The following is a 16,550-nucleotide window of genomic DNA, read 5'->3' on the forward strand; positions in this document are numbered from 1 at the left end:
CGCGGCTAGACGCTCGCGAGCCAGAGGTCGGGGCCGAAGACCTCGTAGTGGATGCGCGCGGCCGGAACTCCGGACGCCAGCGCCTGTGCGCGCAGCGCGCGCATGAACGGCAGCGGCCCGCACAGGTACACCGACGCGTCGTCGGGAATGGTCACCGCGTCCAGGGACATGAACCCGGGGCGTGCGGTGTCCAGCGCACTCGGTTCCTCGAGCCAGAGCTCCAGTTCGGCCGTCTCGAGGATCGCGACGTCCGCGCGCATCTGCTCGCGCAACGCCCAACGTTCGATCGTGCTCTCGGCATGCAAGACCAACACCGGGCGCTCAGAGCCGGTCTCCACGAGTGAGCGCAGGATCGAAGCCAGGGGAGTGCAGCCGATGCCCGCCGAGGCCAGCACCAGGGGGCCAGTGCCCGCGTCGAGGGTGATGTCGCCGCAGGGGTTGGAGAGGGTGAGCTGGTCGCCGACCCGCACGTCGCGGTGCAGCACGGGGGAGACCTCGCCGTCGTTGTCCAGCTTCACCGTGAACACTCTGGTGTCGGTGTCGGTGCCGGCCGAGAGCGAGTATTGGCGCACCTGGTGGATGCCATCGGGCATCCGCACGGTCACCCCCACGTACTGGCCGGGCCGTGACGCCGACGCCGGAGTGTCGTCGGACGGCACGAGGGTGAAGGTCACGGCGTCGCTGCCGGCCGGCACCTTGCGCGTGACAGTCCACGGCGCGAGCGGCTTGTCGCTGGCCGCTCCGGCATACAGGCCGGTCTCCTGCTTGATCAGGGCGTGCGCCATCAGCCAATAGACCTCGGTCCAGGCATCCGCGATCTCGGCCGTGATGACATCGCTGAGCTCGGCGGCAATGGATTCGAAGAGGTACTTGTACACCACGTCGTACTGCTCGGGCAGGATGCCGAGGGAGACGTGCTTGTGCGCGATGCGGGAGAGCATGATCTCCGGTGCGCTGGTGGGGTCCTGCACGAGGTGGGCGGCGAAAGCGGCGATGCTGCCCGCGAGGGCCTGCTGCTGCACGCCGCTCTTCTGGTTCGAGCGGCTGAACAGGCCGTCGAAGAGTTCGGGGTGCGCCGCGAACATGCGGGCATAGAACCCGGTCGCGATGGCGGGCAGGCGTTCGCCGACCAGGGGAAGCGTGGCTTCGATGAGGGGGTGGGACTGGGGGGACAGCATGCCGGCTCCTGAGCGTTGAGGGAAGTGCGGGAGGAAGTGGGTGGGAGTCTCACGGTAACAACCGCTACCCCCGTTCGAGGGGGCCGTAAGCCTCTGGTGAGCCCGCCGAGCGATACCGAACCCGAGTGTCGGACGACTGCCCTGAATCGATGTTTCTCGTCAACAAGACAGGCCCGAACGCGCTCTGGACATTTTCTCAAGGGGATTGCGACAAATTCTTGACGAGTTTTGTCCTCACCCTGAGGCGCGCTCATGGCCGGATCGGGTCGGCTTCCGGGAGCCGAATTGCGCTCTCACCAGCCGACCAGAAGTGATCCATTTCTCGGGTCGTGACACAAGAGGCTCACGCAGATTAGGAGCATCTTCTCTGCAAAGGGGGAGGATCCATGCAGAAACATACTGCAGGGTGGTCACTTCGCCCGGGCGGGCCCCCGCTCGTGGAACGTCGAATAAGAACCGCTCTGCGCACGCGTGCCTGCGATTCGCTCAGTGAGAGACATACAAAACCGTGACTTCAAAGTTTTCCAGCACTCCAGCAACACCCGAAACCCCCGCAACCTCCGCCACGACAGTGATTCCCACCACGACTGCGCCGCCCACGACCGTGCTGCCCGCCGCTCCAGTGGAGACCAGGGCCGCGAAGACCCACCGCACCCGCGTCACCCGTCGCTCCGCCGCCGCGCTCGCCGTGCTCTCCATCGGCGCGATGGCCGGCACCGGCTTCGTCCTGGAGCCCGCTATGGCGGCCCAGAACGACCGGGCCGCCGAGACTGCGGCCCTCAGCGCCAGCACCGGTTTGCACTCCGAGCAGCTCGATGCGTACAGCACTGTCGCCGACGCCCACGCCGAAAAGGCAGCCACGGGCACCCTCGCCGCCGCGTCAGCGGTGATCACCGCGGCCGAGAACAAGGTCGATGCCACACCTCTGGTCACCCCCGTCGCGATGCTCAGCAACTACGAGTACCTCGCACCCGAGCGCATCTACGAGCTCGTCGACCTGACCAATGCCCAGGTCGAGCCGGTGCAGGCCGCGACGGCCGAGGCCGATCGTGTCGCCGCCGAGCAGGCCGCCGCCCAGGAGGCGGCCGCGGCCGCCGCCGCAGCCACCGCCGCCCAGGAGGCCGCCGCCGCGCAGGCCGCCGCTGAGGCTGAAGCCGCCCAGGCCGCCAAGTCGGCCAAGGCCGCACCGAAGGCCAGCAGCGCTCCCGCTCCCTCCGCCCCCTCCAACCCGAGCGGCGCCCAGGCCGTGGCCCGAGACATGATGGCCGCCAAGTACGGCTGGGGCGCCGACCAGTTCGGCTGCCTCGTCAGCCTCTGGGACAAGGAGTCCGGCTGGAACGTCAACGCCTACAACGCCTCCAGCGGTGCCACCGGTATCCCGCAGGCGCTGCCCGGCAGCAAGATGGCCACGGCCGGTTCCGACTGGGCGACGAACGCCTCCACCCAGATCTCCTGGGGCCTGGGCTACATCTCGGGCAGCTACGGCACGCCGTGCGCGGCCTGGGCGAAGTCCGAATCCGTCGGCTGGTACTAGACCCCACCCCCCAGGTGCGGCCCGCGGGCAGTGCAGGAATTCCGGTTCCGGCCACTGCCTTGCGGGCCGTCCTGCGTAGGGGCTGGGAAGTGCGGGCAGGCCTGCCCAGCATTGGTCGGCGGGCGTACTCTCGGGGCATGAAACGTGCGCTCGCGTTCTGTCTTGTCGTCCTGCAGATCCTGCTGCTGGCGGGACTCGTTCTTCTGCCGCATGGCAGGGTGTGGTCGGTGAACGGCTTCGTCGTGGCCAGCGCGATCGCTTTCATAGCGGTGGGGGTCACTCTCGCCGTGCAGGGCTCCACCACGCTCGGTCCGGCCATGACGGCCAGTCCCATCCCTCGTGAGGATGCTCCGCTGGCCACGAACGGGGTCTACGCGGTGGTGCGCAATCCGATCTACACGGGCCTGATGTCGGGTGGGCTCGGGCTGGTGCTGATCGGGGCGTCGTTGTTGCACGTGATGGTGTGGGCGGCGTTGATCGGCCTCCTGGCGGGAAAGACCAGGTGGGAGGAGCAGATGCTGGTCGAGGAGCATCCGGCGTACTCGGACTATGCGGCCAGGGTCGGCCGGTTTCTGCCCGGAGTCGGCCGGATCCGGTGAATGCGGGTAACGATTCCGTCCCGAATACCGTTACCCCGAGCATGACGACACCGCTTTCCATTCTCGACCTTGCCCCCATCGCCCCCGGCCAGACCGTGCGGCAGAGCTTCGCAGCCAGTGTCGCGCTCGCCCAGGCCGCCGAAAAGCACGGGTACGAGAGGGTCTGGTACGCCGAGCACCACAACATGCCCACGATCGCGTCGTCGGCCACCAGCGTGCTCGTCGGCCACATCGCCTCGCAGACGTCCACCATCCGGCTTGGCTCCGGCGGCGTGATGCTGCCCAACCACTCGCCGCTCACCATCGCCGAGCAGTACGGCACCCTCGCCGAGCTCTACCCCGGCCGCATCGACCTGGGGCTGGGCCGTGCCCCTGGCAGCGACCAGACCACGGCCAGGGCCATGCGCCGCGATCCTCGGGCCTCCGATCAATTCCCGCAGGACGTGATGGAACTGGCCGCCTACCTGCGCGACGAATCCATCATTCCGGGCGTGCGCGCGGTGCCCGGAGCCGGCACCAACGTGCCGCTCTACATCCTCGGGTCCTCACTCTTCGGCGCCGGTCTCGCCGCCGCACTGGGCCTGCCGTACGCCTTCGCGTCGCACTTCGCCCCCGACTCCCTGTTCGAGGCCGTCGCCACCTACCGCCGCGACTTCCAGCCGTCTGCCCAGCTCGCCGAGCCCTATCTCATGGTGGCCGCCAACGTGATCGCGGCCGACGATGGGGCCGATGCCGTGCAGCAGTTCGAGATCATGCGCCGCGCCAGGGTGCGCAGCATGATCGCCCGCGGACCGGCGACGCCGGACTACTCCGACGATCAGATCGACGCCTTCCTCACCACCACGGAGGGGCGCCGCCTCGCCGACATGATGCGGTACACGGCGGTGGGCACATCGGCGGATGTGCGCACGTTCCTCGACGACCTGGCCGCATCCACCGGAGCCGACGAACTGATCCTCGCCCACGCGTCGCAGCAGATCGACGACCGGCTGCGCTCGGTGGAGCTGACCGCCGGAGCGATGGCAGACGTCCTGGCCTGAGGCGCCCGGCAGGCCGGCAGCGCGCGACTGGAGAAGTGGATAGGGTCGCTTGCATGACCCCGGATGCCCTTGTCGAGTTCTGCCTGAGCCTGCCCCAGACCACCGAGACGTTTCCGTTCGGGCCGGAGACCAGTGTCTTCAAGACCAGCGGCAACGGCAAGATCTTCGCTCTCAGCGCCCTGGCCGGCGAGCCCCTGAGCGTGTCACTGAAGTGCGACCCCGAGGAGGGCCGGGCGCTGCGTGAGGAATTCCCGCAGCACATCACCCCCGGCTACCACCTCAATAAGAAGCACTGGATCACCGTCGTGCTCGACGGTGGCGTCGACGACAACCTCGTGCGGCAGCTGCTGCACGACAGCCACGCGCTGGTACGCCCGAAGGTGCCGCGGGCGCCCGGCGCCCCGCGGACCCGCTAGGAGGCGTCGAGCGCTTCGCCGGTCGGATCCACGGCATCCGCGTCGACCAGCGGCATGCCGCCCAGGGGGACTCCCGCCCAGGAGAGCAGGGTCCAGCCGTCCTCCGGCGAGCCGGTCAGTTCGACCACGCCGGTGTTGTCGAGGTCGTGCAGTCCGGCGAACATCGGTGGCACGTTCGTGGCGCGAGCCGCGGCCCAGACCCGGATCGCCGCACCGTGGCTGAACACTGCCGCGGTCGCCCCGCTGGCCGCGGCCACGGCGATGTCGGCATCGAATCGGGCGAAGAACGCGTGTCCGTCGTGACCGCCCGGCATGGCGACGTCGAGGTTCCCGGCACCCCAGGCGAACACCGTCTCCATGTAGGTGCGGATGGAGGCTGGGTCGCTGCGTCGTTCGAGGGTGCCGGCTCCGATCTCGTGCAGGCCGTCGGCCACCTGGATGTCGAGGCCCCGGTCGATGGCGAGCGGACGGGCGGTGAGCTGGGTGCGCTGCAGCGTCGACGCGAAGATGGTGTCGATGGAATCGAACCTGAGGGCGTCGGGAATGACGTCGGCCTGGCGTTCGCCGAGCGCGGTCAGGCCCGGGCCCGGGTGCGCGGTGTCGAGTTGCCCGAGCACGTTGGCGGGGGTCTGGCCGTGGCGGATCAGGAGGAGTCGCATGGTCCACCCAGCATAGGCACGGGTCGGGCGGAGCGACACCGGTGGGCCGTGCCGATTGCCCGGCGTGCTCCCGCTTTCCTGCCGTGACGGAGGGGCGTGAACGATCGGAGCGCAGAATCGACACCCGCTGCCGCAGGCGAAGCTCAGGACCAGGTGAGTTGCGCCAAAGGCACCCTTCAGGGTGTGTGAAGGGGGAATTGGCGGCGACTCGGGATCGGTGTGGCGCCGCTCAGTCGGCGGCGGACCAGCGCACCGGCACCGCGAGCTTGGCCTGCGCGTCGGTGCCTGCATCGGTACCGGCATCGGTGCCCGGCCCGTGGCCGTGCTCGCCGATCTGCTCGACCAGGCGCTGCATGGCCAGGCGGCCGAGTTCTTCGCCGTCGACCTCGATCGAGGGGGCGCCGCGCAGGCCGAGGGCGGCCACCACGCCGTCATCCGCGCTCACCACCACGTCGCCGGGCACCGCGAGGCCGCGGGCGTTCAGCCCGAAGATGAGGCCGAGCGAGATCGACGCCGCGTAGGAGATCACGGCGGTCGCGCCGGAGGCGACGACGGCCGCGGCCGCCTCCACGCCGGAAGCGACGGTGGCCGGGTATGGGCCGAGCACGGTGAGGTCGCACCGGCCGGCGGCCGCATCCCGCACCGCCGTGATGCGCTGCGCATTCTGCCAGGACCGGTCCGGCCCGCCCACGAACGCGATAGAGGTGTGCCCACGGTCGATGAACCCGCGGGCCAGCTCGCCGAACGCGGTGGCGGTGTCGGCGGAGACCGACGGCAGGCCGTGGATCTCGCGGTCGATGAGCACACTCGGGATGCCGGCGGCCGCGGCGGCGATGACATCATCGTCACCCCGGGGCGCCGCGATGAGGAACCCGTCGACCTGCCTGGACAGAGTCTCGAGTGCGGCGATGTCGCCGGGGGAGTCCAGGCCGTGCACGGCGATGGTCAGGTGCAGGTCCGACGCGGCGGCCTGCTCCTGCGCACCACGGATGATGGGCGTGAAGAAACTGTTCTCGAGGGTGGGCACCACGATGGCCACCAGTCCCGTGCGGCCGCCGGCCAGCGCCTGGGCGGTGCGGTTGGGCACGAAGCCCAGCACCCGCGCCGAGTCGAGCACCCTGGCCACGGTGGCCGGCGACACCAGCGCAGGCTTGCTCAGGGCACGCGACGCGGTCGCCTTGGAGACACCTGCGTGCTGCGCGACGTGGTCCAGAGTTGCCACTGAGGTCCTGCCTTTCTGATCGAGGTGACCACGGAGGTTTTACGTGGTCGTAACATTCGTGGCCCAAACGGGGGTGCTATCTGCCTTAGGTTGGAATGAAACCGGTTGCACAACCGGTTTCATTCCCTCCTAGTATGCCGAAGGTTATCCCTGTATGTCTCGAAAACCAGCACTACTGCTCATACCGGGGCTGGTGTTCATTCTGTTCGGTTTTGCCATCCCATCGGCAATCATGCTGCTGGCACCGCCGTCGACCGACACCGCTGACGTGTTCGCACGGTTCGGGGCGATGCTCACCGACCCGTATGACCTCGCGATCATCTGGCGCACCGTGCGGATCGGCCTCATCGTCACCGTCGTGTGCGTTGTGCTCGGCTTCCCGATCGCCTACCTGCTGGCCAGGTCCACCTCCCGCTTCGCCGGCATGTGGCTGGCCCTGGCGATCTTCCCGCTGCTCTTGAGCAACGTGGTGCGCACCTTCGGCTGGCTCGTGATCCTCGGCAGCCAGGGCGCCTTCGGGCAGCTGCTCGTGGTGCTGGGCATCACCGACCAGCCGCCGCAGCTGCTCTACACCGAGCTCGCCATCGTGCTCGGCCTCATCCAGCTGTTCCTGCCGCTGGCCGTGATCTCCTGCTACTCCGCCGTGGCGCAGGTCGACGCCGGCCTGGACCACGCCGCCAGGGGACTGGGCGCCACCAAGACGCAGACCCTCTGGAAGATCGTGATCCCACTGTCCCGCCCCGGCATCCTCATCGCCGGCACGCTGGTGTTCGCGGGAGCCACCACGGCGTACACCACGCCGTACCTGCTCGGCGGCTCCAGCCAGCGGATGCTCTCCACCCAGCTGTTCTCCTACGCCAGCGTGAGCGTCGACTGGGCCGCCGCATCCGCCACGGCCCTGATCATGACGCTGTTGGTCTTCATGGTCTCCGGGCTGTCGTCGCTGATCTCCCGCAAGGCGGGGGTGACCGCGTGAGGGGCCGTCCGATCCTCGGCACCCTGGCGGTGCTCGGCTACACCATCATGATCGTGCCGATCCTGTTCGTCGTCTCCACGGCGTTCACGGCCGGCGACGCCCTCACCTTCCCGCCGCAGGGAGTGTCTCTGCGTTGGTTCGGTGAGGCCCTGGCGTACCAGCCGTTCGTCGGCGCCCTGCTCTCCAGCCTGCAGCTGGCCGTCGTGTCCACGGCGCTGGCCCTGCTGCTCGGGGTGCCCGTGACCCTCGCCATCCAGCGCGGCAGGATCCCCGGCAAGTCGCTGGTGGAGGGGCTCTTCCTCTCGCCGCTCGTGGTGCCGGAGCTCGTCGTTGGTCTGGCGCTCTATCAGCAGATCATGATCGGCCTGCAGCAGACCTCGTTCGTGGCCCTGCTCGTGGGCCACACCGTGCTGCTGTTGCCGTATGCGGTGCGGGTGACCGGGGCCTCGCTCGCCCTCGCCGACCCGGCTGTGGAGGAGGCCGCCCGTGGGCTCGGCGCATCCCCCGTGCGCACCTTCTTCTCCGTGACGCTGCCGCTCCTGCGGCCGGGCATCTTCTCGGCCGGGCTGCTCAGCTTCGTCACTTCGTTCAACAATGTGCCGCTGTCGCTGCTGCTGCAGAGCCGTGAGTTCCGCACCCTGCCCGTCACCATGCTCGATTACGTGCAGCAGTCCTACGACCCGATGATCGCGGCGATGTCCACGCTCATCCTCGCCGGCACCGTGGTCATCGCTGTTGTCGCCGAGAAAACGCTCGGTTTTGCCAAGATCTTCGGAGGAATCAACAAATGACCAGTGCGGCCGAATTCACCGGGGTCACCCAGTCGTACGGCGACACCGTCGCCGTGGACAACCTCAACCTGCAGATCGCCGAGGGCAAGCTCACCACCCTGCTCGGCCCCAGCGGCTGCGGCAAGACCACGACGTTGCGCATGCTGGCCGGCTACATCACCCCGAGCGCCGGCACCATCACCATCAACGGCGCCGACGCCACCCGGCTGCCGCCGGAGAAGCGCAACCTCGGCATGGTGTTCCAGTCCTACGCCCTGTTCCCGCACCTCACCGTGGCCGACAACGTGGGCTTCGGCCTCAAGCTGCGGAAGGTCCCCGCGACCAAGCGTCGCGAGCTCGTGATGGCCAACCTCGACCTGGTCGGCCTGGCCCACCTGGCCGACCGCAAGCCGAAGGCCCTCTCCGGTGGCCAGCAACAGCGGGTGGCCCTGGCCCGCGCGATCGCCATCAGCCCGTCGCTGCTGCTGCTCGACGAGCCGCTGTCCAACCTCGACGCCAGGCTCCGGGTGCAGATGCGCAGCGAGATCCGCCGCATCCAGGGCGAAACCGGCCTCACCGTGGTGCTCGTCACGCACGACCAGGAGGAGGCGCTGGAGATGAGCGACACCATGGTCGTGATGCGCGCCGGCAAGGTCATGCAGACCGGGGCGCCCGCCACGGTATTCACGGCGCCGGCCAACCGGTTCGTGGCCGACTTCCTCGGCTACGAGAACTTCCTCGAGCTGGGCGACCGCAGCCTGATCACCGTGCGGCCGGAGCACCTGCGGGTGGCCTACGCCGGCCGGGCGCCGTCACCGGTCGGCCTCACGGTGTCCGCCGTGGTCACCGACTCCGTGTACCGCGGCGTCGACCATATCGTCACCATGACGGCAACGGATGCCACCGGCTCCCCGGTGACGCTTGTCTCGACCACCCGCCGTGACACCCTCACCGCCGACGACCTCGGCTTCCACCCCGGCGACCTCGTCGTGGCCCAGGCGCGCGACCACGAAATCGTGCGCCTGACCGACTGATCCCTCGCTCCTCACACCCCCCACCCAAAGGAAACCCCCATGTCCCACGCTTTCCCCCGTCGGCGCACCGCGGTTCTCGGTCTCGCCTTCGTCGCCACGGCCGCCCTGCTGGCCGGCTGCTCCGCCTCGCCCGCCCCCACAGCCACTCTCGAACCCGGTGAGGCCGCCAGCGGCACCCTCGTGGTGAGCACCTTCCCGTTCGGCGTCGAGGAGTTCCAGCAGGCCATCGTGGACCCGTTCGAAGAAGCCACCGGCATCACCGTGGAGCTCGACACCGGCAGCAACGCCGACAGGCTCTCCAAGCTCGAACTCAACGGCGACAACTCCGGCATCGACGTGATGCTCATCTCCGACTACTACGCCGCCCTCGGCCAGTCCAAGGACCTGTTCGCCGAGGTGGACGCCGAGGCGGTGCCCAATCTCGCCGAGATCAGCGACTTCGCCAAGGAAACCCAGTACGACGGCCCCGCATACAGCTACCAGCTGAACGGCACCCTGTACCGCACCGACCAGATGACCGCAGAGCAGGCCGCGGACTGGGAGACCTTCGGCGAGCCCGAGTACGCCGGCAAGATCGCGATGCCGGACATCTCGGTCACCGCAGGCCAGCTCACCGTCTCCGGCATCGCGGACGTCTTCGGCGAGGACCCCTACGACGTCGACGAGGCGTTCGGCACCCTGGCTTCCTGGAACGACAACGTGCTGCAGTACTACACGTCCTCCACCGAGGTCTCCAGCCTGCTCAGCCAGGGCGAGATCGCCGCGGCCCCCGCGCTGAGCGGCTTCGCCACCAGCCTCGTCGCCTCCGGGGCGCCGATCGCCTGGACCGCCCCGACCGAGGGCAAATTCATGGCCACCAACCGGGCCATGATCCCCGTCGGCGCGCCGAACACCCCGGCGGCGAACGCGTTCATCGACTACCTGCTCTCGGCCGAGGCGCAGACCTCGTCCGCCGCGATCGTCGGTGACCTGCCCGTCAACCCGGGCGCCACGGTTCCCGCCGAGCTCACCGAGATCGCCGGCCTCGCCGCGACCGACCCGATCGGCGACGGCTACAGCACCCTCGACATCGACACGATCGTGGAAAACCGTGCCGACTGGGTCAACCGGTTCGCCCGCGAGGTCTCCTCGCTCTAGCCGGCGCCCCCAGCAGCGGCGGCCGCCCGAACCCCCCGGCGGGCGGTCGCCGCCCACTTCCCGCAAGTACCGTCCGATCACCCAGTTTCAGTTACCACCGTGAAAGCCATGACGCCCATCGACACCCCCGCCGCCACCGCCAGCTACCTGGCCCGCGTTCCCAAGACCGACCTGCACTGCCACCTGATCGGCACCGTGCGGGCGTCGACCTTCGCCGAGCTGGCCCGACGGGAGAAGCTGGTGCTGCCCGACACCGCCGAAGCGATCTTCCGGGACATCAACTCGCTGCCGCCGGACCCGGCGCTCTACGCCGACACCCGCATCCCGGTGCCGATGGGGCGAAGCAGTGACGAACCGGCCACGTCGTACTCGCTGTTCAAGGCCTCAGAGTGGGTGGTGTCGGTGCTGCGGAGCGCCGAGGACCTCACCCGCATCACCTACGAGGCGTTCGAGAACGCCCACCGCACCAGCGCCACCCGGCACCTCGAGCTGTTCTTCGACTACCTGCCGCCGCACCTGGAGAAGCTGGGCTACCGTGGCGCCGTGGAGGCCTACGCCGACGGCATCCGGATGGCCGAACGCGACTTCGGCATGACCGGCCGCATGATCGCCGGCATCGACCGCAGCAAGAGCGGCGAGCACGCCCTGCACCTGGTGCAGCAGATCGTGGACAACCCGCACGAGTACGTCGTGGGCATCGGCCTGGACAACCTCGAGACCGCCGGCCCGCCGGAGCGATTCATCGACGCGTACGCCCTCGCGGGAGCGGCCGGTCTCAAGCGCACCGCGCACTCCTCGGAGCACGCGCCGATCGCGGCGAACACCATCACCTGCCTGGATCAGCTGGGTTGCGACCGCATCGACCACGGCTACTTCGTGCTCCAAGACGACGCCGTGGTGGAACGGGTGCGCGCCGACCAGACGCCGTTCATCGTGGCGTTCACCACCTCGCGTCGGTCCTGGCGGCCGTGGCGCCAGGCCTCGATCAAGGCGATGCTGGATGCCGGCCTGAACGTGATCCTCTCCTCGGACGACCCGGGCATGTTCCCGACCACGCTGGCCCAGGAATACGAGATCGCCTCGACCGCGCTGCAGCTGGACAAGACCACCCTGCGCTCGATGTCACTGGCAGGAGTCGAGGCATCCTGGCTGGACGAACCGGCCAAGATGCTGCTCCGCGAACGTTTCGTGCGGGAGTTCGACGCCCTCGATCAGGAGCACACGCACTGAATCCAGTCTTCCGCGAGCCGTGAGATGCGGCACCGAAAACCTCCAGGTTCGGGCTCATCTCGCGGCTCGCGGGACTAGGTGAGGTCGCGCAGGCGGGCGGAGAGACCGCCTCCGGTGGCGCCCTTGCGCTCGGAGGTGATGGCGATCACCAGCATGACCGCGCCGATGGTGGCCAGGGTGATCCACCAGAGCAGCGGATTGATGGTCTGCCCGATCTGCACCGTGAACACCACGATGACTTCGATGGGCAGCACAGCCAGGCTGATCAGGAACGGGGCGGCGAGGCGCCGGGTTGAGCCGATCAGGATCGCTATGAGCGCGAGGGACATCACCAGGATGGCCCGCCAGGTCTGCGGGTCGGTGCCGGTGGCCAGCACCGACGGCAGGAACGTGATGACGATGCCGGGGGCCAGCAGCCGCCAGGAGCCGGAGAAACCGGCCGGCCAGGAGCCGAGCGAGGCGGGAACCGCGCGCGCTCCCTGGCGCATGCCGATGATGCCGGCACCGAGCAACGCCAGCCCGAGGGGCAGCGAGAATGCCTCGACGCGGAGTTCACGTTCGCTCCAGCCCGCCACGGCCGTGCACCAGGCCAGCACGAACAGGAACCATACCGGGGGCAGCGACACCGGCCCGGTGCGGGCCCGCGCCGCCACGACCAGCATGAAGCCGAGCATCGCCACCATCAGAAGCGTGAGGGTGCCGATCGAGAAGATATCGGCGCGGATGGCGGTGATCGGCCCGGCCACCAGGAACGCTGTGGCCGCGGCGTATCGCCACCGGGAGGCGGCGGTGCCGGCTGGGGTGCCGGCTGGGGTGCCGGCTGGGGTGCCGGCGGGAGCGGTGCCGGCTGGGGCGCCGAAGGCGGCAGGGTCGACAGCCGGTGTGCTGTGGCGGCCGATGCCGCCGGCGAACGCCGCGAGCAGGGTGGCCGCCGCGCTGAAGGCCAGCACCGGCAGCATGATGCCGGTGACTGGGCTTCCGGCGAGGTAGTCCAGGCCGAGGCCCCAACGCATGGCCTGCACGGCGCCTGCCCCCGCTGCCAGGGTGGCCACCACGGCGGTGGCGCCGAGCAGGCTACGAAGCCGCGTCGCAGCATGGGTGATGGCGAATCCGAGCAGCACCAGCAGCAGCGCGGCGGCGAGCAAGCCGTAGGCGCGCCAGGGAATTGCAACGCCGAACCCGGCCGGCCCGAACCCGGCTGACCCGTTCGTGACGAGCACCGCCAGGCTCGGCACCACGGTCAGGGCCAGGCCGGTGGCGGCCAGCGTCTGGCCGGGCCGGCCCCTGGCCGTCAGGATCGCGCCGACGATGACCATGGCGAGCGCGGGCGGCAGCACATAGGGTTCGACCACGTCGATGCCGCGGATGGCCCAGACACACCAGAGCGCACCGGTCCAGCTGGCGCCTGCCGCCCACCAGGCCACCCGTCGGCCGGTGCGGAGCGCGTTGACGGCCGCTCCCACACCGAGGATCACGAGCACCAGCACCGTGGTCGACAGGCCTGCCGCCGTGCGCACGAGGGCGAGCAGCACGGCCAGCACCCCGGTGACCGCGGCGGAGACCTCGATGAAGCGGCGGCAGGCATCCGCTTCGAGGGCCGCCAGACCACGGTCCTGCAGAGCCTGGGCGATGGGGCCGGTGGCCGCGAACGTGCCGGCCACGATCAGGGCGATGAGCGGCAGCACCACCGGCGACCCGCTGGTGTCCAGCAGCTGGGCGCCGAGGCAGACCACGACCACGGCGAGCGAGGGCACCAGCAGGCTGGCCGCGAAGGAGCGCAGCGCCAGGGTCAGGCCAGGGCGCCGGCTGGTCAGCAGGGTGAGGGCGAGGGCGAAGGCCACGCCGGTGGACAGGGCGGTCCAGCCGCTGCGCACCAGCAACACGGCCACGACGCCGGCGATGAACGGCACCGCGCTCACCAGCAGCACGGCGTACCAGCCGCGCGGGGTGAGCCAGGTGGTGAGGGTGGCGGCGAGGGCGCAGAGCAACCCGAGCGTGGTGGTGAGGCAGAGCACCGCGATAGCGTCCACTCCCGCGAAGGCGAGCGCGGTAGCCACGATCACCAGTGCGTACGCGTACCCGAGACCCAGGTAGAGCGGGCGCCAGCGCGCGGGCAGGGTGCGCGCGAGAGCGGCGAGGGTGACGACGGCCGCGGCGCCCACCCACACCGTGGTCGACTGCTGCATCCAGCCGGTGATCGCCGCCAGCAGCAGCAGCAGGTGCGCGCCCACGCCCAGTGCCCGCCGGACCATCGCGGGTGCCGCGGCGAGAGCGGGAATGACAAGCAGACTCGCGATGAGGGCCGCGGCGAGCGCCAGGCCCACGATCGCTTGGCCGGTGAGTGAGAAGCCGGCCCACCCGCTGACGGTGAGCAGAGTGAGGATGCCCAACGACAGTGCCAGGCGCACCGGCGTCGCCGGCAGCCCGGTCGGCGCCTGCGGGGACGTTTTCACGGGACTCACCAGCGCGACGGCCCACGCCGTGACCGCGAGGGCCGCCAGCGCGACGATCGAGGCCAGGCCGAGATTCTGGGCGACGAGCCCGGCACCGTAGCCGTAGGGATCGGGCGCCCCGGCGACGAAGGCGAAATCACCGCTGCTCGGGATCTGCGAGACGCCGCCGGGGTAGCCGCCGGCGGATGCGGCCCAGCGCAGGGGCGCAAACGCCGCGCCGGACAGCTGGGTGAGGGCGGTGACCAGGGCAGGGCTCGCGGCCAGCGCCAGCACCGTGACGGCGCCGGCGCCCAGGGCGCCGCGGCTGGCGGCCGGGCTGGAGCGCAGCGCGCTGAGCCCCACCAGGGCGACGCCGCCCGCCACCGGGATCAAGGCCAGATACCAGGCCGACTCGCCGAAGGGCACGGCCAGCGGCAGGATCGCCACCGCGGCCACGGCGAATGCGCCCGCCGCGAAGCTCCAGAGCCTGGGCAGCCCGTTGCGGCTGCCCAGCGCCGCCACCACGGCCAGCACGGCCAGGATGCCGGCGTAACCGACGACCTGTGCGGTCACCGTGGTGACCGAGAGCAGCAGCAACTGCAGCAGGGCGGAGATCACCGCGACCACCTGCAGGGCGGTGGCCGTGTTGCGCTCGGCGCCCAGCGCGGAGCCGAGACCGGGGGAGAGGCGCGCGAGCACCGGATGCAGACCGAGGGCGACGACGGCCACGCCCAGGCTGCCGAGGATCGCGCTCCAGCCGCTGCCACCGGTGCCCAGCAGCCCGGGCGAGAGGGCCAGGCCCACCACAGCGGCCCACAGCCAGACCCGCACGCCGGAGCGGGCACCCAGCCCGAACAGCACCGCCGAACCGACCAGGGTGCCGAGGGCGGCGAAGGTCCACCCGCTCACGGAGGCCGGCGCCAGCTGCATGAACGCCCAGACGTCGAGCGCCACGAACACCACGCCCAAAGCCCCCACCGACTCGGCCGAGAACCGCAGGCCGCGCCGGGCGAACAGCCAGGCGCCGCCGAGGAAGACCAGCGTGATCGTTCCGGTGATGCTCGTGCGCACGGCGAAGCTGGTGAGGTCGGGGTTGAGGAACGTGAAGACCAGCGCGGCCACGGCGAGCAGGGCCGCACCGGCGAAGGCGAGCACGGACTGCACGCTCACCTGCGCCCCGGCGGCCGGGGCGGCAGGGGTGGCCGTGGCCCGAACGGTGGCCGTGGCGACGGCTGGTGCGCGCACCGGCGCATCCGCCCGGCCGGAACTCGCGGTCGGGATGGCCCTGGCCCCCGCCACACCCGTCCTGGGAACGGCATCCGTGACGGGCGCGCCATCCGGCCACACCGTGGGGATGCGGTCGAGCAGGCGATCGCGCGCGAGCAGGGCCTTGATCACCCGGCCGCTTGCCGAAGCGACCTCGCCGCCGAGGGGGCCGGTCAGGTCGGCCCCGCACTGCGGGCACCTCTGGTCGGCCAGTCGCGCGTCGCAGCGGGGACAAATCCGGCGGTCCTGCAGGTATCGAACGGCAGCATCGTTCCAGATTTTCCCCATGGCCGCAGTCTAGGTGGCCGTCCCGCGACCGCGCAGCGGCAGCCGAACCCCAAAAATGGGCGTTCGGCGGGGCCCGGGTCACGGCTGGTGAGACCGTAAAATGAAACCGTGACGGATGCGACGCAGCACGGCCCGGCGCCGATCTCGCGCATCGTCGATGAGGGGGTGCTCATCGCCCTGTCTTCGGTACGGATGGCCGTGAAGAACGACATCATCGTCGCGGGCCTGGGCGAGCACGCCGACTACGACCTGGTCAGGTTCGCCGCGACCGCGAGGCGGGAGTTGCTCGGCCTGGCGCAGGAGAACGAGGAGTCCGCTGAGCGGGTGCGGGCGCAGCGCAAGGACCTCACCTCGGCGACCTGGCGGTACGACCTGTCCCAGGACCAGCTGATGGACATCCGCCAGCTCAAGCTGCGCCGGCAGGTGCACAAACGCCTGGCCGTGGCCCTGCTCGCCCTGGCCGAGGACGAGGAACGGGTGGGCACTCTCGTGCGGGAGGCGCAGAACGCCGCCAGCGACGAGATCCAGGACGCCATGCACACCCGCCTGATGCGGCTGTCGATCGACGCCACCGACCCCGAGTATCAGCGCCGCCGGGCCGACCGCACCGAGATGTTCGTTCAGATCGATCTGGCCCTGCTCAAGCTCAGGGCCGACGAAGCAGCCGGTCAGGGCCCCGGCGAGTACTGACCCCGGGCGACCCGAGTGCCGAGCACCGGGCCACCGCCGTTTCGCGGTCGCCGGGGCGACTACGGTTGAGGAGGCCCTC

General features: G+C 70.1%; 14 protein-coding genes. 10 read left to right on the top strand and 4 right to left on the bottom strand.

Annotated features, from left to right (window positions below):
• Positions 1 to 5 precede the first annotated feature (5 nt).
• The gene (locus tag ACEN2M_RS03520; protein ID WP_441646744.1) at positions 6 to 1,178 is read right to left on the bottom strand and encodes a globin domain-containing protein; all 1,173 of its coding nucleotides are present in this window, start codon (positions 1,176 to 1,178) and stop codon (positions 6 to 8) included.
• Positions 1,179 to 1,686: 508 nt separating this feature from the next.
• On the opposite strand from ACEN2M_RS03520, the gene ACEN2M_RS03525 reads away from it, so the two are divergent.
• The 4 genes from ACEN2M_RS03525 (at position 1,687) to ACEN2M_RS03540 (ending at position 4,767) form a co-directional block, all read left to right on the top strand.
• Positions 1,687 to 2,712 (top strand): hypothetical protein, encoded by a 1,026-nt coding sequence (locus tag ACEN2M_RS03525; RefSeq protein ID WP_441646745.1) that lies wholly within the window; start codon positions 1,687 to 1,689, stop codon positions 2,710 to 2,712.
• Positions 2,713 to 2,849: 137 nt separating this feature from the next.
• Positions 2,850 to 3,311: a methyltransferase family protein gene (locus ACEN2M_RS03530; RefSeq protein WP_441646746.1), complete on the top strand. Its 462-nt coding sequence runs from the start codon at positions 2,850 to 2,852 to the stop codon at positions 3,309 to 3,311.
• A 41-nt stretch (positions 3,312 to 3,352) separates the two neighbouring features.
• Positions 3,353 to 4,351 carry an LLM class flavin-dependent oxidoreductase gene (locus tag ACEN2M_RS03535; RefSeq protein WP_441646747.1) on the top strand — a complete coding sequence of 333 codons (999 nt, stop codon included), beginning with the start codon at positions 3,353 to 3,355 and terminating at the stop codon, positions 4,349 to 4,351.
• A 53-nt stretch (positions 4,352 to 4,404) separates the two neighbouring features.
• Positions 4,405 to 4,767 carry an MmcQ/YjbR family DNA-binding protein gene (locus ACEN2M_RS03540; RefSeq protein WP_441646748.1) on the top strand — a complete coding sequence of 121 codons (363 nt, stop codon included), beginning with the start codon at positions 4,405 to 4,407 and terminating at the stop codon, positions 4,765 to 4,767.
• On the opposite strand, the gene ACEN2M_RS03545 is transcribed toward ACEN2M_RS03540, so the two are convergent.
• A complete protein-coding gene (locus ACEN2M_RS03545; RefSeq protein WP_441646749.1) occupies positions 4,764 to 5,426 on the bottom strand; it encodes a histidine phosphatase family protein in 663 nt (220 codons plus the stop codon). The two genes, ACEN2M_RS03540 and ACEN2M_RS03545, sit on opposite strands and share 4 nt — an antisense overlap.
• Positions 5,427 to 5,655: 229 nt before the next feature.
• On the bottom strand, positions 5,656 to 6,648 hold the full coding sequence (locus tag ACEN2M_RS03550; RefSeq protein WP_441646750.1) for a LacI family DNA-binding transcriptional regulator: 993 nt from the start codon (positions 6,646 to 6,648) through the stop codon (positions 5,656 to 5,658).
• A gap of 154 nt (positions 6,649 to 6,802) precedes the next feature.
• Here ACEN2M_RS03550 and ACEN2M_RS03555 point away from each other — a divergent pair, with 154 nt between their 5' ends.
• From ACEN2M_RS03555 to ACEN2M_RS03575, 5 genes are all read left to right on the top strand, one after another.
• Entirely contained in the window at positions 6,803 to 7,624 is an 822-nt protein-coding gene (locus ACEN2M_RS03555) for an ABC transporter permease (protein WP_441646751.1), read from the top strand.
• Positions 7,621 to 8,415, top strand: coding sequence for an ABC transporter permease (locus ACEN2M_RS03560; protein ID WP_441646752.1), 795 nt, complete (start codon positions 7,621 to 7,623; stop codon positions 8,413 to 8,415). The genes ACEN2M_RS03555 and ACEN2M_RS03560 overlap by 4 nt, the downstream gene beginning before the upstream one ends.
• The gene (locus tag ACEN2M_RS03565) at positions 8,412 to 9,428 is read left to right on the top strand and encodes an ABC transporter ATP-binding protein (protein WP_441646753.1); all 1,017 of its coding nucleotides are present in this window, start codon (positions 8,412 to 8,414) and stop codon (positions 9,426 to 9,428) included. The genes ACEN2M_RS03560 and ACEN2M_RS03565 overlap by 4 nt, the downstream gene beginning before the upstream one ends.
• 39 nt (positions 9,429 to 9,467) lie before the next feature.
• On the top strand, positions 9,468 to 10,565 hold the full coding sequence (locus tag ACEN2M_RS03570; protein ID WP_441646754.1) for an ABC transporter substrate-binding protein: 1,098 nt from the start codon (positions 9,468 to 9,470) through the stop codon (positions 10,563 to 10,565).
• 108 nt (positions 10,566 to 10,673) lie between these two features.
• Positions 10,674 to 11,795 carry an adenosine deaminase family protein gene (locus ACEN2M_RS03575; protein WP_441646755.1) on the top strand — a complete coding sequence of 374 codons (1,122 nt, stop codon included), beginning with the start codon at positions 10,674 to 10,676 and terminating at the stop codon, positions 11,793 to 11,795.
• A gap of 74 nt (positions 11,796 to 11,869) precedes the next feature.
• On the opposite strand, the gene ACEN2M_RS03580 is transcribed toward ACEN2M_RS03575, so the two are convergent.
• A complete protein-coding gene (locus ACEN2M_RS03580) occupies positions 11,870 to 15,781 on the bottom strand; it encodes an SCO7613 C-terminal domain-containing membrane protein (RefSeq protein ID WP_441646756.1) in 3,912 nt (1,303 codons plus the stop codon).
• 108 nt (positions 15,782 to 15,889) lie between these two features.
• Here ACEN2M_RS03580 and ACEN2M_RS03585 point away from each other — a divergent pair, with 108 nt between their 5' ends.
• Positions 15,890 to 16,471 (top strand): hypothetical protein, encoded by a 582-nt coding sequence (locus tag ACEN2M_RS03585; protein ID WP_441646757.1) that lies wholly within the window; start codon positions 15,890 to 15,892, stop codon positions 16,469 to 16,471.
• Positions 16,472 to 16,550: the final 79 nt, after the last annotated feature.

The organism is Cryobacterium sp. W22_MBD10_FK3 (assembly GCF_052113745.1).
Taxonomy (GTDB): Bacteria; Actinomycetota; Actinomycetes; order Actinomycetales; family Microbacteriaceae; genus Cryobacterium.

What these genes read in the sequence shown, in the direction of transcription:
- ACEN2M_RS03575 (WP_441646755.1), top strand. Translation starts at nt 10,674, where the DNA reads ATGACGCCCATCGACACCCCCGCCGCCACCGCCAGCTACCTGGCCCGC.
- ACEN2M_RS03530 (WP_441646746.1), top strand. Translation starts at nt 2,850, where the DNA reads ATGAAACGTGCGCTCGCGTTCTGTCTTGTCGTCCTGCAGATCCTGCTG.
- ACEN2M_RS03540 (WP_441646748.1), top strand. Translation starts at nt 4,405, where the DNA reads ATGACCCCGGATGCCCTTGTCGAGTTCTGCCTGAGCCTGCCCCAGACC.
- ACEN2M_RS03580 (WP_441646756.1), bottom strand. Translation starts at nt 15,781, where the DNA reads ATGGGGAAAATCTGGAACGATGCTGCCGTTCGATACCTGCAGGACCGC.
- ACEN2M_RS03570 (WP_441646754.1), top strand. Translation starts at nt 9,468, where the DNA reads ATGTCCCACGCTTTCCCCCGTCGGCGCACCGCGGTTCTCGGTCTCGCC.
- ACEN2M_RS03520 (WP_441646744.1), bottom strand. Translation starts at nt 1,178, where the DNA reads ATGCTGTCCCCCCAGTCCCACCCCCTCATCGAAGCCACGCTTCCCCTG.
- ACEN2M_RS03545 (WP_441646749.1), bottom strand. Translation starts at nt 5,426, where the DNA reads ATGCGACTCCTCCTGATCCGCCACGGCCAGACCCCCGCCAACGTGCTC.
- ACEN2M_RS03555 (WP_441646751.1), top strand. Translation starts at nt 6,803, where the DNA reads ATGTCTCGAAAACCAGCACTACTGCTCATACCGGGGCTGGTGTTCATT.
- ACEN2M_RS03565 (WP_441646753.1), top strand. Translation starts at nt 8,412, where the DNA reads ATGACCAGTGCGGCCGAATTCACCGGGGTCACCCAGTCGTACGGCGAC.
- ACEN2M_RS03535 (WP_441646747.1), top strand. Translation starts at nt 3,353, where the DNA reads ATGACGACACCGCTTTCCATTCTCGACCTTGCCCCCATCGCCCCCGGC.